This window comes from Streptomyces sp. SID4985, from assembly GCF_009863025.1.
Classification (GTDB): Bacteria; Actinomycetota; Actinomycetes; order Streptomycetales; family Streptomycetaceae; genus Streptomyces.
The window spans coordinates 1-394 of sequence record NZ_WWIR01000238.1; the positions used below are offsets into that span (position 1 = coordinate 1).

At 78.9% G+C, this 394-nt stretch carries 1 pseudogene; it reads right to left on the reverse strand.

What is annotated here, in order from left to right:
• Nucleotides 1-394 (reverse strand): annotated as a pseudogene (locus GTW40_RS09780) (PucR family transcriptional regulator); the annotation flags it as partial.

The following is a 394-nucleotide window of genomic DNA, read 5'->3' on the forward strand; positions in this document are numbered from 1 at the left end:
TGGCCGTCGGGCACGGCGAGGACGGCCTCGCCGGAGCGGGCGGCGGCCGACTCCACCGCCTCCGCGAGACCGCCGAGCGGATCGCCGTCGCCCGCGCTGTCCGTCTCGGCGACGAGCACCCGGAACGGCGCGTCGAGCAGCCCGTCGTACAGGTCACCGGCGACGGCGCGGGCGTGGTCCGGCTCCCCGGCGAGCAGCATCCGCAGCACGGCGGCGCCGACGCGTTGTTCGGCGGCGTGCAGCGAGCGGGAGCGCTCGGTGGTGAGGGTGAGCAGGGCGATGGCGGAGTGGACGGCGTAGCGCTCGGCGGTGCCGGGAGCGGCGGCGGTGCCGACGGCGAGCGCGGCGCGGGGGCGGCGGCCGGTGCCGAGGGAGTGCAGCTCGACCCGGTCCT